The sequence below is a fragment of the Paracoccus sp. (in: a-proteobacteria) genome, assembly GCF_030536915.1.
Classification (GTDB): Bacteria; Pseudomonadota; Alphaproteobacteria; order Rhodobacterales; family Rhodobacteraceae; genus Paracoccus.
Genome location: NZ_JAUNPC010000002.1, coordinates 9,577 through 26,203, shown reverse-complemented (window position 1 = coordinate 26,203; position 16,627 = coordinate 9,577). Strand labels below are relative to the sequence as shown.

The 16,627-nt window shown below is 71.7% G+C and carries 12 protein-coding genes; 8 read left to right on the top strand and 4 right to left on the bottom strand.

The genetic code is table 11. From position 1 onward, the window contains the following. Positions 1-26 precede the first annotated feature (26 nt). From Q4F04_RS00805 to Q4F04_RS00795, 3 genes are all read right to left on the bottom strand, one after another. Positions 27-356, bottom strand: coding sequence for a DUF779 domain-containing protein (locus Q4F04_RS00805; RefSeq protein WP_303367938.1), 330 nt, complete (start codon positions 354-356; stop codon positions 27-29). After that, on the bottom strand, positions 353-1,408 hold the full coding sequence (locus tag Q4F04_RS00800; protein WP_303367937.1) for a DNA topoisomerase IB: 1,056 nt from the start codon (positions 1,406-1,408) through the stop codon (positions 353-355). Before Q4F04_RS00800 ends, Q4F04_RS00805 begins: the two co-directional genes overlap by 4 nt. A 61-nt stretch (positions 1,409-1,469) precedes the next feature. Continuing rightward, complete coding sequence (locus Q4F04_RS00795; protein WP_303367936.1) at positions 1,470-2,522, bottom strand: quinoprotein relay system zinc metallohydrolase 2; 1,053 nt, start codon at positions 2,520-2,522, stop codon at positions 1,470-1,472. Positions 2,523-2,681: 159 nt separating this feature from the next. Between Q4F04_RS00795 and Q4F04_RS00790 the strand changes: the two genes are divergently transcribed. The 3 genes from Q4F04_RS00790 (at position 2,682) to Q4F04_RS00780 (ending at position 5,635) form a co-directional block, all read left to right on the top strand. Further along, positions 2,682-3,476: a quinoprotein dehydrogenase-associated SoxYZ-like carrier gene (locus tag Q4F04_RS00790; protein ID WP_303367935.1), complete on the top strand. Its 795-nt coding sequence runs from the start codon at positions 2,682-2,684 to the stop codon at positions 3,474-3,476. Between the two features lie 60 nt (positions 3,477-3,536). Beyond that, the gene (locus tag Q4F04_RS00785) at positions 3,537-4,595 is read left to right on the top strand and encodes an aldo/keto reductase (protein ID WP_368660692.1); all 1,059 of its coding nucleotides are present in this window, start codon (positions 3,537-3,539) and stop codon (positions 4,593-4,595) included. A gap of 71 nt (positions 4,596-4,666) precedes the next feature. Further along, positions 4,667-5,635: a nitronate monooxygenase family protein gene (locus tag Q4F04_RS00780; protein WP_303367934.1), complete on the top strand. Its 969-nt coding sequence runs from the start codon at positions 4,667-4,669 to the stop codon at positions 5,633-5,635. 6 nt (positions 5,636-5,641) lie between these two features. Here Q4F04_RS00780 and Q4F04_RS00775 read toward each other — a convergent pair whose 3' ends face one another. Continuing rightward, positions 5,642-7,123, bottom strand: a complete 1,482-nt coding sequence (locus Q4F04_RS00775; RefSeq protein ID WP_303367933.1) for a nucleobase:cation symporter-2 family protein — start codon at positions 7,121-7,123, stop codon at positions 5,642-5,644. 142 nt (positions 7,124-7,265) lie between these two features. On the opposite strand from Q4F04_RS00775, the gene Q4F04_RS00770 reads away from it, so the two are divergent. From Q4F04_RS00770 to addA, 5 genes are read left to right on the top strand one after another with little or no spacing between them, the layout of a single operon-like run. Beyond that, the gene (locus tag Q4F04_RS00770; protein WP_303367932.1) at positions 7,266-8,117 is read left to right on the top strand and encodes an IclR family transcriptional regulator; all 852 of its coding nucleotides are present in this window, start codon (positions 7,266-7,268) and stop codon (positions 8,115-8,117) included. 16 nt (positions 8,118-8,133) lie between these two features. Beyond that, a complete protein-coding gene (gene tsaE, locus Q4F04_RS00765) occupies positions 8,134-9,567 on the top strand; it encodes a tRNA (adenosine(37)-N6)-threonylcarbamoyltransferase complex ATPase subunit type 1 TsaE (protein WP_303367931.1) in 1,434 nt (477 codons plus the stop codon). After that, positions 9,564-10,247, top strand: coding sequence for a nucleotidyltransferase family protein (locus tag Q4F04_RS00760; protein ID WP_303367930.1), 684 nt, complete (start codon positions 9,564-9,566; stop codon positions 10,245-10,247). Before tsaE ends, Q4F04_RS00760 begins: the two co-directional genes overlap by 4 nt. Further along, a complete protein-coding gene (addB, locus tag Q4F04_RS00755; protein ID WP_303367929.1) occupies positions 10,244-13,183 on the top strand; it encodes a double-strand break repair protein AddB in 2,940 nt (979 codons plus the stop codon). The genes Q4F04_RS00760 and addB overlap by 4 nt, the downstream gene beginning before the upstream one ends. Next, on the top strand, positions 13,176-16,595 hold the full coding sequence (gene addA, locus Q4F04_RS00750) for a double-strand break repair helicase AddA (RefSeq protein ID WP_303367928.1): 3,420 nt from the start codon (positions 13,176-13,178) through the stop codon (positions 16,593-16,595). Before addB ends, addA begins: the two co-directional genes overlap by 8 nt. The last annotated feature ends 32 nt before the right edge of the window (positions 16,596-16,627 follow it).

Genomic DNA, 16,627 nt, shown 5'->3' with positions numbered 1-16,627 from the left:
GTTGCCCCGCGATGTGGCCTGTCAGGTCAGGCGGCGCAAGTGGGCGGGCGCAGCACGAAATGGCGGTCCAGCGCGTTGTCGAGGCTGAACCCCGCCCCGCGTCCCGGCACCGCATCCACCGTCAGGTCGGTATCTGCCCAGACCTCCGCCTGCGCGCCGCCCGTCCAGAAGGGCGCCGCGCCGACGGTGCCAAGCTGCACGTCATTGCTGCCGATGCGGAAGTCGCCCTGCGCGTAGACCATCGGCGCGGTCCCGTCGCAGCAGCCGCCCGACAGGTGGAACATGACCGGGCCATGCGCGGCCTCGATCTCGGCTAGCAGGTCCAGCGCGGCTGCGGTCGCGGTGATGCGGTTCATGCGGCAAGCCTTTTCTGCAGGAAGTCCAGCACCTGCCGTTCTTCGGGACGCAGGTCGGGCTCGTCCAGTTCCTCGGCGATCTCCTCGCTGATTTCCAGCGCGAGGTCGTCTGACAGGTAGCTGTCGATCACCTGCGGGTGGACATAGCACTTGCGGCAGATCGTGGGGGTGTTGCCGAGGCGCGCGGCCACCTGCTCGATCGCCTCGCGGACGTTGCGCTTGGCGGCCGTCTGGCTGTCGGCCTTTTCGTATTCGGCCAGCGCCAGCGCCGCCAGCACCGTGCCGGTCCAGGTGCGGAAGTCCTTGGCGGTGATGTCGGTGCCGGAAATCTCGCGCAGATAGGCGTTCACGTCGCCCGAGGTGACGCTGCGCCGCTCGCCGTCCTCGTCGAGATACTGGAACAGGTGCTGCCCCGGCAGGTCCTGGCTGGCCTTGACGATCCGCGCCACCCGGCGGTCGCGGATGCCGAGGTTCCATTCCTTGCCGCTTTTCCCCTTGAAGCGGAAGCGCACCTGCGAACCCTCCACCTTGACATGGCGGTCATTCAGCGTGGTCAGCCCGTGCGACTTGTTCTGCTTGGCGTAATCCGCGTTGCCGACCCGGATCATGGTGGTTTCCAGCAGGTGCACGACCGTTGCCAGAACCTTCTCGCGCGGCATCCCCCGGCGGCTCATGTCCTCGCTCACGCGGGCGCGCAGGGCAGGAAGGGCGGCGGCGAAGTCCAGCATCCGTTCGTATTTCGTGCTGTCGCGGGCCTCGCGGAAGCGGGGATGATAGCGGTACTGCTTGCGCCCGCGCGCATCGCGCCCCGTGGCCTGAAGATGACCGTTCGGGTCGGCGCAGATCCAGACATCGGTATAGGCGGGCGGGATCGCCAGTGCGCGGATGCGGGCCAGCCTGTCCTTGTCCTTGACCGTCTTGCCTTGCGCGTCACGGTAGCTGAAGCCCTTGCCCGCGCGGCGGCGGGTGATGCCGGGTTCCGAGTCGCTGACATGGACCAGCCCCGCGCTTTCGGCGGCATCCTGCGGATCGACGATGCTGCCTGTCGCCATCATTCATCCCTTGCGGCTGTGGCGACGAACGCGGGCCGGGCCGTTCCGGTTCGCGGGCGGCTCAGTCCCATTCCATCTCGGCGTAGGCCGCGGCGGCGTTCCGCGCGGTCGTCGCGGGGAAGTCGGCCCAGCCATCTGCCAGCGGAGCCATCGCTTTGCCGACCACCGGCACCGCCGCCGAAAGGCCCTGACCCGCGTCCAGCGCCGCCCGCACGGCGTCCCGCAGCGCAGCGAGATAGGCTTGCTGCGCGGCGCTGACCTCGGTGAAGGACGCGGCGACCGGACCGTGGCCGGGGATCACCGGCGCGCCCTCATGCGGTCGGGAAAGCCAGTCGAGCCAGCCCTTGAGCGAGCCGTCCACCACCGGCGTCAGTCCCCGGAACACCAGATCGCCGGTGAACAGCGCGCCCGTCGCGCTGTCGCGCACGGTCAGGTCGCTGTCGGTATGGGCCGGGGGCGCCGGCGTCAGTTCCAGCGTCCGCCCCCCGAGGTCGAGCGTTTCCGGCCCCGCGATGGTCCGCGTCGGCCCGATCAGGACCGTGCCCGTCCAGGCATCCGCGCCGATCTGGGCGGGGATGCTTTCGGCCCATGTGTCGCGGCGCAGGTCCAGCGCCTCGGGCAGGCGGGCGTCGGCGATGATCTCGGCGCCTGCCTCGGCGAAGACCTCGGCACCCGCGATATGGTCGGGATGCATGTGGGTCAGGATCACCGGCTCGATGGGCAGGTCGGTCAGGCGGCGGATGGCGGCATAAAGCGCCTCCCCCTGCGCCCGCGAGCCGCCGGGGTCGATTACCGCTACGCGGTCCTCGCCGATGACAACGCCGAGATTGGCGATCCAGCCCCGGTTTTCAGGCGAAAGCTGCGCATCGGCGCCGCGATGGACATGGAGACCGGGGGCGAGTCCGGAAAGTTCCAGCGCGGGCGCCTTGGCCAAGGGCGCGCAGCGCCAGCCCTGCCCGGTCAGGTCGGGGTGGGCGGCCAGCCAGGCAGGCGCGATATCCTCCGCCCTGGCCTCGCACCCCGCCGCATCCGGCGCTTCCGCTGCGGGCAGCAGGCGGTCCGCGCAGGCCGAAGGATCGGCGGCAAGGCAGGCGGTCAGGATCAGGACATGCATCGGCGGGTCTCCGTGACCCGGAATGTTACCCGCAAGGCCCGTCCGTGCATCACGGGCGCGGACTTCTACGACCTTCGTCGGGGTCGCCGCACATGCCCCGGCCTTGTCACCATGGGCCAGCGCCGGCACGACCGGGTCGCCGGCCGAGGGAGATCAGCCATGTCCCTTTCCCTTGCACCGCTTCGCCTTGCCGCCCTGGCGTTGGCCCTGGTGGCCGCGCCCGCGCTGGCCGCCGACAACCCGCTGCAGCCCTCGCCGGCATGGGAGGACATGCGCTCGGGCGTGATCGGCACCGACAGCGAGCCGCCGATCGACCCTGCCGTCTTCGACCTCGACGCGCCCATGCGGGCCGAGAACTCCGCGCTGGTCCCGATCCGCATCATCCAGCCGCCCGGCGCCCCACGCATCACGAAACTGGCGCTGGTGATCGACCAGAACCCCGCGCCTGTAGCGGGGGAGTTCACCTTCGGCCCCGCCACCGCGCCGCTCGACTTCGAGGTCCGGGTACGCGTGGACGCCTATTCCGACGTCCGCGCCATCGCCACGCTGGAGGACGGGCGGCAGGTGATGGCCGGGCGCTTCGTCAAGGCCTCGGGCGGCTGCGCGGCCCCTGCAGGAGGCGGCGACAAGGCGCGCGAGGGCATGGGCGAGATGCGCTTCCGCAGCGAACCGGTGGAGGGCCGCGCGATGGGGACGCTGATGATTCGGCATCCCAATTTCTCGGGCCTGCAGCGCGATCAGGTGACGCTGCTGAACATCCCGGCCGAGTTCGTCCAGACGGTCGTGCTGAAGCAGGGCGACGAGGTGCTGATGACGATGGAGGGCGGGATCTCGATTTCCGAGAACCCGGTCTTCCGCCTGGGCTACAAGCCCAACGGCCAGCCGATCACGGCCCATGCCGAGGACACCGACGGCCGGGTGTTCCAGCAAAGCTTCCCGGCGGCGGGCGGCTGACCGCTTGCCTGCGCGGGGCCACCCTGTCAGGCTGCGCGCGCATCCGCGACGGGACCATCCATGATCGACACACGCAAGCTGGGCGGGCTGACCGTCAGCGACATCTGCCTTGGCACCATGACCTTCGGCAGGGACACCCCGCGCGACGAGGCGCTGGCCCAGATGGACCGGGCGCTGGACGCCGGCATCACCTTCTGGGACACGGCCGAGATGTATCCGGTGAACCCCGCCGTCGCCGAGACCTACGGCCTGACCGAGGAGATCATCGGCGAATGGCTGTCCTCGCACCGGGGCCGCGAGCGGCTGCAGATCGCCACAAAGGCCAGCGGCCCGAATGGTGGCCACACCCGCGGCGGCAAGGGCTTCGAGCCGGGCAACATCGCGGGCGCCGTGGACGAATCGCTGCGGCGGCTGCGGACCGACCATATCGACCTTTACCAGCTTCACTGGCCCAAGCGCGGCAGCTACGCATTCCGCCAGAACTGGACCTATGACCCCAGCCGCGCGTCAAAGGCGCGGGCGCAGGACCACATGGAGGGCATCCTGACGGCGATGCGCGAGGTCGTGGCAGCGGGCAAGGTGCGCGAGTTCGGCCTTTCCAACGAGACCGCCTGGGGCACCATGTCCTGGCTTGCCGCCGCCGAACGCACGGGCGGCCCGCGCGTGGTGTCGGTCCAGAACGAATACGGTCCCCTGCACCGGCTTTACGACACCGACATGGCCGAGGTGGGCCACAAGGAAAACGTGACGCTGCTGGCCTATTCGCCGCTGGCCGCCGGGCTGCTGACCGGCAAATACGCGCGCGGTGCGATCCCCGACGGCAGCCGCGCCGGAAATGAACGTCTGCGGGGCGGCGAGGGCGACCTGCACGGGCGCGTGACCCCCCGCGCCACCGTCGCTGCCGAGGCTTGGGCAGACATGGCGCGCGGGCTGGGGCTGGACCCTGTCCATGCAGCCATCGCCTTTGTCCGCCAGCGGCCCTTTCCGGCGATCCCGATCATCGGGGCCACGCGGATGGCGCAACTGGACCACCTGCTGGCGGGGCTGGACCTGCGGCTGAACGCCGAGGCGATGCGCGCCATCGACACCTTCCACCGCGCGCACCCGCTTCCCTTCTGACGCAGCGGTGGGGGTTGCGGCCCCCGCCCCGGCCCGCATCATGGCCGCGTCCGGTCAAAGGGGGAAAAACCATGCTGCCGCCGATCCTGTCGAACCTGCGCCTGCCGGTCGTCGCCGCGCCGATGTTCATCGTCTCGACCCCCGACCTGGTGATCGCCCAGTGCAAGGCCGGGATCGTGGGCTCGTTCCCGGCGCTGAACGCGCGCGAGGGTGACGGCGAGCCGCCGCTGCTCGACGCCTGGCTGACCCGGATTCAGGAGGAACTGGACCGCCACAACCAGGCCAATCCCGACAGCCCCGCCGCGCCCTTCGCGGTGAACCAGATCGTCCACCGCTCGAACGCACGGCTGGATCGCGATATCGAGATCTGCCACCGTCACAAGGTGCCGATCTGGATCACCAGCCTCGGCGCGCGCCCCGAGGTGAACGAGGCCGCCCATGACTGCGGCGCCATCGCGCTGCATGACATCATCAACGCGACCTTCGCCCGCAAGGCGCTGGAAAAGGGCGCCGACGGGCTGATCGCGGTCGCGGCAGGCGCTGGCGGCCACGCGGGTCCGCAAAGCCCCTTCGCGCTGATCCAGGAAATCCGCGAGTTCTTCGACGGACCGCTGCTGCTTTCCGGTTCCATCGCCAAGGGGGGCGCGATCCTTGCCGCGCAGGCGATGGGGGCGGATCTCGCCTATGTCGGCAGCCCCTTCATCGCCACCGAGGAAGCGAATGCGGTCCCCGACTACAAGCGGATGATTGTCGAATCGGGGGCCGAGGACATCGTCTATTCCTCGCTGTTCACGGGCATCCACGGCAACTACCTCAAGCCCTCGATCCGGGCGGCGGGGATGGACCCCGACGCGCTGGGCCATGCCGCGGCCGAATCGATGGATTTCAGCAAGGGCAGTTCCAAGGCCAAGGCATGGAGCCAGATCTGGGGCTCGGGCCAGGGCATCGGCGCGGTGAAAAAGGTCGTTCCCGTCGCGGCCTTGGTGGACCGGCTCGCCCGCGAATATGCCGAGACGCGCCGGTCGCTGCTGGAAGCCTAGGCGCTGTCAGTGCGCGTCGGCCTGGGCTGCGGCGCGGGCCATCTCCTCCTGGCTGGTTTCGCGCGCGCCGTTGAAGAACCAGTTCAGGAACACCGCCGACAGCGCCGCCAGCAGGATGCCCGAATGGGTCAGCACCTTGGTCCCCGTGGGCAGCCACTGGTCGAAGTTGTTGGCGATCATCGGGATCATGCCCATGCCGATCGACACCGCCACCACGAACAGGTTGTGCCGGTTGCCCGCGAAATCGACCTGCGACAGCACCCGGATGCCGGTCGCCGCGACCATCCCGAACATCACCACCCCGGCGCCGCCCAGGACGACCGTGGGCAGCGCCTCGACCAGGGCGCCCATCTTGGGGATCAGCCCGAGGACGATCATGATCGCGCCCCCCGCCACGCAGACATGGCGCGAGCGCACGCCCGTGACCGCCACCAGCCCCACGTTCTGGCTGAACGAGGTATAGGGGAAGGTGTTGAAGATGCCGCCCAGCAGCGTGCCGACCCCGTCCGCGCGCAGGCCCGCGGCAAGCCGTGGCTGGTCGATCCGCTGGTCCACCATGTTGCCCAGCGCGAGGAACATCCCCGTCGATTCGATCATCACCACCAGCATGACCATCGTCATGGTCAGGATCATCAGCGGGTCGAAGATCGGCGTGCCGAAGTGGAAGGGCCGGATCGGCGCGAACCAGGCGGCGGCCGCGACCTTCTCGAACTGCATCAGGCCCAGCGCCGTAGCGAGGATGCCGCCGACGAGGATGCCGACCAGCACCGCGATATTGGCCAGGAACCCCCGCGCGAAGCGGGCGATCAGCAGGATCGTCGCCAGCACCACGGCGGCGATGACCATGTTGCGGGGGGCGGCGTAAAGCGGGTTCGGCACGCTCGGCGCAAGGCGCAGCCCCTCGGGGACGCCGCCCGCCGCGACCTGCGCGTCCAGCCAGGCCTGCATCGCCGGGTCCACCAGCATCGGCGCGGTCGGCCCGGCCTGCAGCCCGAAGATCCAGTTAATGCCGATGGGCATCAGGCTGACCCCGATCACCAGAATCACCGTCCCCGTCACCACCGGCGGAAAGAACCGCAGCATCCGGCTGACCAGCGGCGCGATCAGGATCGAGATCACCCCCGCCCCGATCACCGCGCCGAAAAGCGCCCGCGCGCCCTCCTGCCCCGGCATCTGGCTGGCGATGGCGACCATCGGGCCCACGGCGGCGAAGGTCACGCCCATCATCACCGGCATCCTGACGCCCAGCCAGGCCCCCGCCCCCAGCGACTGGATGATCGAGGCGATGCCGCAGACGAACAGGTCGGCCGAGATCAGGAAGGCCACTTCCTCGGGCGGAAGCTGCAAGGCGCGGCCGACGATCAGCGGCACCGCGATGGCGCCCGCATACATCACCAGCACATGCTGCAGCCCCAGCGTGAACAGGCGCGGCGCGGGCAGCATCGCATCCACCGGATGCACAGCCCCCCGGTTGGTCAGGTCGATCATGGTCTCCTCCCGCCAGGCCTGTCGGTGCGCCCGGTCCCTCGGGACCAGACTGCAACGGGGGCGGCGCGGCGCAAAGGCTTTCCTGCGGCTTTCCGCGATGCGGATTGCGGGGCCCTGCGGTTTGCGGCAGCTTGGCCCGCGCATGGACGACGCACGAATCCGCAAGGGCCCCGCCCCTTTGCCTGCCCGGATCCCGCGACAGGGACCGGCCGCCGGTTCCCCCGTGGTGGACCGGGCGCTGATGCTGCTGGAGGTGCTGGCGGACAGCGACGGGCTGTCCCTGTCCGAACTGGGGCGGCGGCTGGGGCTGGCGCCCTCGACCGTGCACCGGCTGCTGGCGGCGCTGGCGGCGCGCCGGCTGGCCGAGGCCGATCCGGCAACGCAGATCTGGACCGTTGGCCCCGGCGCCTTCCGCCTTGGCGCGGCCTTCCTGCGGCGCGGAGGTCTGGCCGAGCGCGCCCGCCCGGTTCTGGCGCGGCTGGCCGGGGACAGCGGCGAAACCGCCGTGCTGGCGGTGCCGGACGGGGATTCGGCGCTGGTGGTGGCCGAGGCGCCGGGCGGCGCAACCCTGCGCGCCGTCCTGCCGCCCGGCACCCGCCTGCCTTATCACGCAAGCGCCCCCGGAAAGGCGCTGATCGCGCATCTGCCGCTGGCACGGGTCCGCGCGCTGCTGGGCCGCGCCGCCCTGCCCGCGCTGACGCCGCGTTCGCTGACCGATCAGGGGGAACTGACCGCCGATCTTGCAACCCTGCGGCACGGCGGCTGGCTGACGGAGCGGGGCGAAGCCGCCCTCGGGCAGAACGGCATCGCCGCGCCCGTCTTCGGCGGCGCGGGCGAGCCGGTGGCGGCGCTGGGGCTGGTCGGCCCCTCGGCGCGGCTGGACGACGCGGCGCTGGCCGCGCTGGGGCGCCGGGTGGCGGAAGCCGCCGCGGCGCTGGGCGCGGCCCTGGGCGGACCGGCCGGGCATCTTCCCCCGGCCCCGCGCAGGGGCTAGTTTCGCGGCCATGGACATGACCCTTCCCGCCCTTGCCGCCATCGGCGACGCCGACGAGAACCTGACCGCCGCGCTGGCCCGCGTGCTGGCCGCTGTCCTGCGCCCCGGCGACACCCTGCTGCTGGAAGGCCCCGTGGGCGCCGGCAAGACCCATTTCGCCCGCGCCCTGATCCGCGCCCGGCAGGGCGAGGCGCCCGAGGACGTGCCCAGCCCCACCTTCACCCTTGTCCAGACCTACCGCGACGCGGCGGGGGTCGAGATCTGGCACGCCGACCTTTACCGCCTGACCGATCCTTCGGAACTGGTCGAACTGGGACTGGACGAGGCGATGGCGCAGGCGATCACCCTGATCGAATGGCCCGACCGGCTGGGCGCCCCGCCGCCCGGCGCGCTGACCGTGGCGCTGACGCCCGGGGCCGAGGACCGCCGCCGGATCGTCCTGTCGGGCGACCCCGCCCGCTGGTCCGACGCGCCAAGGCTGCTTGAGATCGCGCAGTTCCTGCAGGCCGCCGGCTGGGCAGGCGCGCGGGTCGCGCCGCTGGCGGGCGACGCCTCGGCCCGGCGCTATTTCCGGCTCTGGGGCGAGGACGGCACGGCGGTCCTAATGGACGACCCCACCGGCGCGATGCCCCGCTATCTGCAGATGACCGACTGGCTACGCCAGCGCGGCTTTCACGCCCCCGCCCCTGTCGCTCATAACGAACCCCACGGATTGGCCGTGGTCGAGGACCTGGGCGACGACCTCGTGGCCCGCGTCCTTGACCGCGAGCCCGAAGCCGCGCCTGCGATCTACGACCGCATCGCGGACCTGGTCGTAGACCTGCACGGCCACCGCCCGCCCGAGTTCGTCCCCGCGCTGGACGGTCCGGCGCTGGCGGAACAGGTGGCGTTGTTTGCTGACTATGCCGCCGCTGCAGGGGCGCCCATCGATGCGGCCGCCCTGTCCCGAACCATTGCCGCGCTTCATGCGGGCCTCTGCGACGACACCCTGCCGGTCCTGTCCCTGCGCGACTTCCATGCGGAAAACCTCGTCTGGCGGGGCGAGGCGCCCTTGGGCCTTCTGGACTTCCAGGACGCCGTGACGGCGCATCCGGCCTATGAGCTGGCCTCGGTCCTGCAGGATGCCCGCCGCGACGTGTCCCCTGACATCGAGGAAGCCGCGATCGCGCGCTACCTGACCGCGACAGAAGGGGACTACGCCGCATTCCGCGCCGCCTATGCCCTGCTGGGGGCGCAGCGGAACCTGCGGATCATGGGGATCTTCACCCGCCTCTGCCTGCAGGACGGCAAGACCCGCTACCTCGACATGATGCCGCGCGTCTGGGCGGCGATCACCCGCAACCTGTCCCATCCGGCGCTGGCCCCGTTGGCCGCGGCGCTGAAGGATGTGCCCGCGCCCTCGCCCCAGGTCGTCGCGGCGATCCGCGCCCGCTGCGGGACAGGGAAATGAGCGCGCCCGATACGCTGATGCTGTTCGCCGCCGGAAAGGGGACGCGGATGGCGCCCCTGACCGACGTGACGCCGAAACCCCTGATCCCGGTGGCGGGGCGGCCGCTGATCGACCATGCGCTGGCGCTCGCCCGCGCGGGCGGGGCGCGGCGGATCGTGGTCAATGTCCATCACCTCGGGCAGCAGGTCGTGGATCACCTTGCCGGCAGCGATGTCCTGATCTCGGACGAGACCGAGGCCCTGCTGGAAACCGGGGGCGGGCTGAAGAAGGCCCTGCCGCTGCTGGGCCAAGGCCCGGTGCTGACGATGAACCCCGACGTGGTTTGGACCGGGCCGAACCCCGTCGCGGCGCTGCGGGCGGCGTGGGACGACCGCATGGATGCGCTGCTGATGCTGGTCCCGGTCGACCGGGCGCAGGGCCGTGTCGGCGGCGGCGACTTCGCGCTGGACGCCCGGGGCCGGATCACCCGCGGCGGACCCTTCGTCTATACCGGCTGCCAGATCATCCGCACCGGGGGGCTGGCCGCCATCACGGAACCCGTCTTCTCGCTCAACCGCCTCTGGGACCGGATGATCGCGGATGGCCGCGCCCATGGCATCGTCCATCCCGGCGGCTGGTGCGACGTGGGCCGCCCCGACTGCATCCCGCTGGCCGAGGCGATGCTGGCGGAAGCCGCATGACGGCGATGCAGGGCCTTTATGCCCTTCCCCCCGGCGTCGATTTCGGGGCCGAACTCGTGCGCGGGTTGCTGTCCCGCATGGCCGGGCGCCAGCCCGAGGCGCTTGCCGCCGTCACCATCTACGGCAACTCCAGCCACACCCTGCGCGCCATCGAGGCGGCCTTCCACGAGGCCGGTCCCCTGCTGCTGCCCCGCCTGCGGCTGATCGCCGAGATCGGCAGCGAATGCGGCTTTCCCCCGCCCGCCCCGCCCCTGGCGCGCCAGCTTCAACTGGCGCATCTGGTCGCGCGGGCGATGGCGGGCGACGACACCGGGCAGTCGGTCCCGGCGCTGACCCGCTCGCTGGCGGAACTGATGGCCGAGATGCAGGCCGAGGGCTTGGGACCGGATGCGCTGGACGGCATCGACGCCGCCGATCACGCCGCCCACTGGCAGCGCACGCTGGCCTTCCTGCGGATCGCGGCGGGCTTTCACCTCGACGGCCAGCCCATCGACCGCGAGGCGCAGGCCCATGCCGCCGCCACGCGGCTGGCCGCCGACTGGGCCGAGGGGCGGAACCTGCCGCAAGGTCCGGTGATCGTCGCCGGCTCCAGCGGATCGCACGGGGCCACGCGGCTGTTCATGGAAGCCGTGGCCCGCCTGCCCGAAGGCGCGGTGATCCTGCCCGGCCACGACCCCGACACGCCCGGCCACGTCTGGTCGATGCTGCGCGACGGCAACGAGGACCACCCGCAGGCCCGTCTCGGCCCGCTGGTCGCCGGTTGCGGCAGCCCGCAGCCTTGGACAGACGCGCGGGCGCCGGCTCCGGCGCGGAACCGGCTGGTCAGCCTTGCGCTGAGGCCCGCGCCCGTGACCGACCAGTGGGTGGCCGAGGGGCCTTCGCTGGGCGATCTGGAACGGGCGACCGAAGGCCTGACGCTGATCGAGGCCGAAAGCCCCGCCGCCGAGGCGGGCGCGCTCGCCGCGCTGATCCGCGAGGCCGTCCACCGGGGCGAGCCGGTGACGCTGATCGCCGCCGACCGCAGCCTGACGCGGCGGGTCTCGGCGGCGCTGGACCGCTGGGGCATCATCGCCGACGACAGCGCGGGCGTGCCGCTGCCGCTGACCGCCGCGGGGCTGTTCGTGCGCCATGTCGCGAGCCTGCCGGGGCGGCCCCTGGGCATCGACACGGCGCTGATCCTGCTCAAGCACCCGCTGACCGCGACGGGGGGCGGCCGCCACGCGCGCCGCCTGCACCTGCTGCAGACGCGCGAGCTGGAACTGAACCTGCGCCGCCACGGCCCCGCCTTCCCGGATGGCGAGGCGCTGCGGAGATGGGGCGAGAAAGGCCGTCGCGGCAGGCCCAACGCGGTCCGCGCCGCATGGGCGGACGGCATCGCGGCGCTGCTGGACGCCACCCTGCCGCTGATCGCGGATGGCGGGCCGCTGCCCCTGGCCGAACGCGCCGCCCGCCACCGCAGGCTGGCCGAGCTATGGGCGGCGGGACCGGGGGGCGAGGTGGAAGCCTCGGCCCTTTACGCCGAAAGCGCAGGCGAGAAGCTGCGGGCGGTGCTGGATCACCTCGCGCTGCACGCAGGTCACGGGCCGCAGATGGCGGCGCGGGACTTCGCCCGGCTGCTGGCCGACCTGCTGCAGGGGCAGGCCGTGCGGGCGGATGCCGCAGCCCATCCGCTGGTCCGCATCCGCGGCCCGCGCGAGGCGCGGACCGAGGCGCAGGGCCTTGTCATCCTCGGCGGGCTGAACGAGGGCGGCTGGCCGCAGGCGCTGGACCCGGACCCCTGGCTCAGCCGCCCGATGCGGCGGCAGGCGGGGCTGACGCTGCCGGAACGGCGGATCGGGCTGGCGGCGCATGACTTCCAGATCAGCGTGGCCGCGCCGAAGGTGGTTCTCTCGCGGGCGCATCGCAGCGACGAATCCGAGACGATCCCCTCGCGCTGGCTCAATCGGCTGATGAACCTGATGAACGGCCTGCCCGCGCAGGGCGGCCCTGCCGCGCTGGCTGCGATGCGGGCGCGGGGGCAGTTGTGGCTGGACCGGGCGGCGGCGATCGCGGCCCCGAGGGCGCAGGATGCGGCGCCCCCCTGCCCGCGTCCCTCGCCCCGCCCGCCTGCGCCGGCGATCCGGGAATTGTCGGTCACGGCGGTCGCACAGTTGATACGCGATCCGTATGCGATCTATGCACGCCACGTGCTGCGGCTGCGGGCGCTGGACCCGCTCTGCCCTCAGCCCGACGCGGCGGAACGCGGCAACGTGCTGCACGCGATCATCCAGAGCTTCCTGTCGCCCACCCCGCAGCCGCATGAAGGCCCCGAGGCGCTGCACGCCCGGCTGCTGGAGGCCGCCGACCGGGTGCTGGCGGAACAGGTGCCCTGGCCCTCGGTGCGGATGTTCTGGCGGGCACGGATCGCGGGCATCGCCGGGCGGCTGGTGCGCGAGGAGCACGAGCGCCTGCAGGAAGGCCAGCCGCTGGTGGTCGAGCGGCAGTACAGGCTGGCGGTCGCGGGGCTGGACTTCACCCTGACCGCAAGGCCCGACCGCATCGACCGGCTGGGGGACGGTCGCGCGGTGATCTATGACTACAAGTCCGGGACGCCCCCGACCCGCCCGCAGATCCTGACGTTCGACAAGCAGCTTCCGCTGGAAGCGGCGATGGCGGAACGTGGCGCCTTCGGGCAGAAGATGAAGGTCGCGGACCTGCGCTATATCCGCCTTGGCGGCGAGGGCGAGACCACGCCGCGCGGCTGGGACGACGAGATGCAGCAGACATGGGACCAGTTCGTCGCCCTGATCTCGGCCTATCTGCGGGGCGAGCACGGCTTCACCGCCCGCCGCGCGATGGAGCGGATGGGCTTCGGGTCCGACTACGACCACCTCGCCCGCTATGGCGAATGGTCCGAGGCCGATCCGCCGCAACCGATCAGGCTGGGCCATGAATGATCTTTCGGTAAAGGGCATGGGGCCGGACCCCGCGACCCGCGCCCAGCACATCGCGGCAGACCCCGACCGCTCGACCTGGCTGACGGCCAACGCAGGGTCCGGCAAGACCAGCGTGCTGACCGACCGGGTGGCGCGGCTGCTGCTGGCGGGGACCAAGCCCGAGCGCATCCTCTGCCTGACCTATACCAAGGCCGCGGCGACCGAGATGCAGAACCGCCTGCTGCGCCGTCTGGGCGAATGGGCGATGCTGGACGATGCCGCGCTGACCGGGCGGCTTGCGCGCATGGGCGTGGGCGCGGGGGCCGACCTGAACGCGGCGCGGCGCCTGTTCGCGCAGGCCATCGAGACGCCGGGCGGGCTGAAGGTCCAGACAATCCACAGCTTCTGCGCGGGCGTGCTGCGGCGCTTTCCGCTGGAGGCCGGGGTGCCGCATGGCTTCGCCGAACTGGACGAGCGCAGCGCCGCCAACCTGCGGGTCGAGATCATCGAGCGCATGGCCCGCGACAATGCCCCCGAGATGGCCGACCTGCTGGCGCTGCAATCCGACAGCGGGCTGGACGATTTCCTCGCGAACCTCAGGGACTTCGACCGCCCGCCCTGCCCCGAGACGCTGTGGAAAGCCTGCGGGCTGCCGCATGGCTTCGACGAACCCGCGCTGCTGGCGCAATGCTTCGACGGTGACCAGGCCACGCTGATCCCGGCGCTGATCCCGCTGCTGCAGGCGGGCGGAACTCGGGATGGCGAGGCCGCCGCCAAGCTCTCCGTGCGGGTCTGGGACCGTGCGGGCGTGGAGGAATTGATCACGCTGGAAGCCGTGCTGCTGAACGGCGAGAAAGCGAAGGCTCCTTTCTCGGCCAAGCTGGGCAGCTTCCCCAGCAAGGATCTGCAGAAGGGCTCCTGCGCCCCGCTGATGCCGCGGTTGAACGCGCTGATGTCCCGCGTCGAAGCAACCCGCCCGATGCGGCTGCAACTGGCCCAAGCCCAGCGCACGCTGGCGCTGCAGCGTTTCGGCCATGCCTTCGGCAACCGCTATGCGGCGGCCAAGATGGCGGGCGGCTGGCTCGACTTCGACGACCTGATCGGGCGGACGGCGCGGCTCCTGGACGATTCCACCATGGCGCAATGGGTGCTGTTCCGGCTGGACGGGGGGATCGACCATATCCTCGTGGACGAGGCGCAGGACACCTCGCCCCTGCAATGGCGGGTGATCCAGCGGCTGACGGACGAGTTCACGGCGGGCGCGGGCGCCGCCGACCGGGCGCGGACGCTGTTCGTGGTGGGCGATCCCAAGCAGTCGATCTATTCCTTCCAAGGGGCAGATATCGCCGTCTTCGAGGCCCGCCATGCCGAGTTCTCGGCCGCCTTCGACGCCGCGGGCCAGCCGATGCAGGACGCGGCGCTGCGCCATTCCTTCCGCTCCTCCCCCGCAATCCTGCGACTGACCGATGCGGTATTTTCGGGCGAGGCCGCGCAAGGCCTGGGCGACACCCCCAGCCACATCGCCTTCCACGAGGGGATGCCCGGCCGCGTGGACCTGTGGCCGCCGGTGCCCGACCCGGAAAAGCCCGAAGCGATGCCGTGGCACGCGCCGGTCGATACGGTCGCCGCCAATGCCGCGCCGCGGGTGCTGGCCGAGGCGGTGGCGAAAGCCGCGGCCGGGATGATCGGCACGCCCATCACCCTGCGGAACGGTCAGGTGCGTCCGATGCAAGCGGGCGACATCCTGATCCTCGTCCAGCGGCGGTCGGCGATCTTCCACGACCTGATCCGGGCCTTGAAGCAGGCCGGGCTGCCGGTCGCGGGCGCCGACCGGCTGCGGCTGGGGGGCGAGCTGGCCGTCAAGGACATCCGTGCCGTCCTGTCGGTGCTGGCCACGCCCGAGGACGACCTGTCGCTGGCCGCCGCCCTGCGCTCGCCCATCTTCGGGCTGTCCGAGGAGGAGCTTTACCGCCTCGCCGCCCCGCGCAAGGGCCTGCTGATCCAGGCGCTGCGGCGGTCGGGGCATGAGCGGGTGAAGGACATCCTGTCCGACCTGCAGGGGCAGGCGGATTTCCTGCGGCCCTACGACCTGATCTCGCGCCTGCTGGTGCGGCACGGGGGCCGCGCCCGGCTGATCGGGCGCTTGGGCCCCGAGGCCGAGGACGGCATCGACGAACTGCTGGCGCAGGCGCTGACCTATGAGACAAGCGAGACGCCTTCGCTGACGGGCTTCCTTGTCTGGCTGGCCGATGACGAGGCGCAGGTGAAACGCCAGCCGGGCGCGGCAGCCGAGGGCGGCGGGCTGATCCGGGTGATGACGGTGCATGGCGCCAAGGGGCTGGAAAGCCCGGTGGTGATCCTGCCCGATTGCGCCAAGCGGAAGGGGCCGGGGCGCAGTCCGCCGACGATCCTGCCCGACGACGGCCCGCCCGCGCATTGGCGGGCGGCGAAGGCCTGGCAGACGCCGCAGGTGCAGGAATGGACCCTTCGCGACCAGCGGCGGCAGGAGGAGGAGCGGCGGCGGCTTCTGTATGTCGGCCTCACGCGGGCGGAAAGCTGGCTGATCGTGGCGGCGGCGGGAGAGACCGGCGCGGGCTGCGAAAGCTGGCACGCGATGGTGGCGGACGGGTTTTCCCGCGCCGAGGGGCTGGCGCAGGCCGACCTGCCCTGCGACTGGGGCGATTGCGGCATCCGCCGCCTCTCCTTCGGCGACTGGCCCGCCTCGGCCGAGGCGGAGACACGCGCCGCGCGGCCCGAGGTGACGCTGCCCGACTGCCTGCACGAAAAGGCGCCGCCGGTCGCGCACGCGCCCGGTCCAATCGCGGCGACGGCGCTGGGGGGTGACAAGGTGCTCGCCTCGGACCCTGCGAACGGAGGGGGGCGCGAGGCCGCGCTGCTCGCCGGCACGAGGCTGCACCTGCTGCTGGAGCATCTGCCGGGGGTGCCTCCTGATGAGCGCCCCGCCCGCGCCCGTGACCTGCTGGCGGGGGCCGAGGGGGGCCTGCCGACCGAGCCGGAGCTTGCCGCGCTGCTGGAGGAGCTTTCGGCGCTGGTCGAGGCCGAGGAGCTTGCGCCGCTGTTCTCGCCGCAAGGGACGGTGCTGCGCGAGGTGGCGCTGACCGCGCCCTTGCCGAACGGGCGCAGGCTGTCGGGGACGATCGACCGGCTGATCGTGACAGAGGGGTGTGTCACCGCGCTCGACTACAAGTCGAACGCCGCCGTGCCCGAGATGGTTGACGCGGTCCCCGAGGGCTACCTGCGTCAGATGGCCGCCTATCGCCACGCGCTGCGGGCGATCTATCCGGGCCGCAAGGTGGAATGCGCGATCCTGTGGACGCGGGCGCGAAGCGCCATGACCCTGCCCGATCCCCTGCTGGACGCGGCATGGGAGGCTGCGATGCGCGGCCTTGACCCGGCGGGGGCGCGCCCATAGCTCTGACCTGACCCCGATTTCCTGAAAGGTTC

Bases quoted from the DNA above. Each gene is read 5' to 3' on its own strand.
- Q4F04_RS00805 (WP_303367938.1), bottom strand. From the start codon at position 356: ATGAACCGCATCACCGCGACCGCAGCCGCGCTGGACCTGCTAGCCGAG.
- Q4F04_RS00800 (WP_303367937.1), bottom strand. From the start codon at position 1,408: ATGGCGACAGGCAGCATCGTCGATCCGCAGGATGCCGCCGAAAGCGCG.
- Q4F04_RS00795 (WP_303367936.1), bottom strand. From the start codon at position 2,522: ATGCATGTCCTGATCCTGACCGCCTGCCTTGCCGCCGATCCTTCGGCC.
- Q4F04_RS00790 (WP_303367935.1), top strand. From the start codon at position 2,682: ATGTCCCTTTCCCTTGCACCGCTTCGCCTTGCCGCCCTGGCGTTGGCC.
- Q4F04_RS00785 (WP_368660692.1), top strand. From the start codon at position 3,537: ATGATCGACACACGCAAGCTGGGCGGGCTGACCGTCAGCGACATCTGC.
- Q4F04_RS00780 (WP_303367934.1), top strand. From the start codon at position 4,667: ATGCTGCCGCCGATCCTGTCGAACCTGCGCCTGCCGGTCGTCGCCGCG.
- Q4F04_RS00775 (WP_303367933.1), bottom strand. From the start codon at position 7,123: ATGATCGACCTGACCAACCGGGGGGCTGTGCATCCGGTGGATGCGATG.
- Q4F04_RS00770 (WP_303367932.1), top strand. From the start codon at position 7,266: ATGGACGACGCACGAATCCGCAAGGGCCCCGCCCCTTTGCCTGCCCGG.
- tsaE (WP_303367931.1), top strand. From the start codon at position 8,134: ATGACCCTTCCCGCCCTTGCCGCCATCGGCGACGCCGACGAGAACCTG.
- Q4F04_RS00760 (WP_303367930.1), top strand. From the start codon at position 9,564: ATGAGCGCGCCCGATACGCTGATGCTGTTCGCCGCCGGAAAGGGGACG.
- addB (WP_303367929.1), top strand. From the start codon at position 10,244: ATGACGGCGATGCAGGGCCTTTATGCCCTTCCCCCCGGCGTCGATTTC.
- addA (WP_303367928.1), top strand. From the start codon at position 13,176: ATGAATGATCTTTCGGTAAAGGGCATGGGGCCGGACCCCGCGACCCGC.